Raw genomic sequence first — 1,231 nt, 5'->3', positions numbered from 1 at the left:
AAGCAGAACGGGCAAAACGGGCAAGATGCCCATTCCACCTTAGATGCCCATTCTACCTTCCTGGTGCTTATAGCGCTACGGAACCACACCGACCCCATCCCGAACTCGGAGGTGAAACGTAGCTGCGGCGAAGATAGTTGGTGGGTAGCTGCCTGCTAAAATAGCTCAGTGCCAGGATATATATTATTTAATATATAGAAAAAGCCTCTTGTCTGAACTGGCAAGGGGCTTTTTCTATATTAAGCAACCACAGAGATTAAAATAGATTAAATCATTAGCATGGGTGTTGGGTTAACCAATAAGTAATAACTTAAGTAATAACTGAGGACTAAAAGCAATAATTCATATTACTTTATTGAGCGATCAAAACTATAAATTTTCTGAGTTGTTAAATTCTCACACACTGAAGATGGTCGCTTCGTAAAGGGAAACTTCTCTCGGTCTAAAAGTATTTGTAAACTTGTCAGTGGATCGTGTCCAGAAGAGACTAGAAATTCCAAGCATCTTAGCTCAGGCCATTCAATCACGCTGTCTAAAATATTAGCGATCGCATTTACATAGGGATGCTGACTGGATTGGTACCAATCTAGTGCTGCTAGCTCAGGCTGATCAAAGCCTAAGTGTACCATTAAAGCAGGTTTCTCAAAAACTGCGGAAGCTACAGGTCGTGACTCCTCCTGCAATAATAAGTTCTGGCTATGAGCTAGAGACCGTAGCTTTTCTAAACGCTCATAACGTTCTGTCACCTGTTGAGGCTGGTCTTGCCAATGAATTGCTACCGTAACTAAATAGGTCTGCAACAGCAGATGACCCAGCTTCTGTGCTTTAGTTGCCAGATAGCTAGAATTGTAGTCATTGGTTTCAATCAACAATGGAACCCGACCAACTACTTCTAATCCATAACCTTTTAAACCAGCGATTTTGCGAGGATTATTGGTAATCAAGCAAATTTTCTTAACTCCTAAATCATTGAGAATTTGTGCTCCCATGCCATAGTCTCGCAGGTCAGCAGGGAATCCCAAACGTTCATTTGCTTCTACGGTATCCAGTCCCATATCTTGTAAGGAATAGGCTTTCAACTTATTCACCAAACCAATCCCTCGGCCTTCTTGCCGCAAATAAACCACGACTCCCTGACCGGAATTCTCAATCATTTTCAGAGCCGTTTGTAGTTGCATTCGACAGTCACAGCGCAGAGAGCCCAAGGCATCTCCCGTTAAACATTCTGAGA

General features: G+C 42.6%; 1 protein-coding gene and 1 rRNA gene. One reads left to right on the top strand and one right to left on the bottom strand.

From position 1 onward, the window contains the following. Nucleotides 1-59: 59 nt before the first annotated feature. A 5S ribosomal RNA gene (gene rrf / locus F6J94_RS33950) occupies nt 60-177 on the top strand. 170 nt (nt 178-347) lie between these two features. On the opposite strand, the gene ribA is transcribed toward rrf, so the two are convergent. After that, nucleotides 348-1,231: GTP cyclohydrolase II (ribA, locus tag F6J94_RS33945; protein ID WP_293048370.1), on the bottom strand; the 884-nt coding region annotated here is incomplete at its 5' end.

This window comes from Moorena sp. SIO1F2 (genome assembly GCF_010672755.1).
Lineage (GTDB): Bacteria > Cyanobacteriota > Cyanobacteriia > Cyanobacteriales > Coleofasciculaceae > Moorena.
The sequence above is the reverse complement of the archived record's forward strand: the minus strand, read 5'-3'. Positions and strand labels throughout refer to the sequence as shown.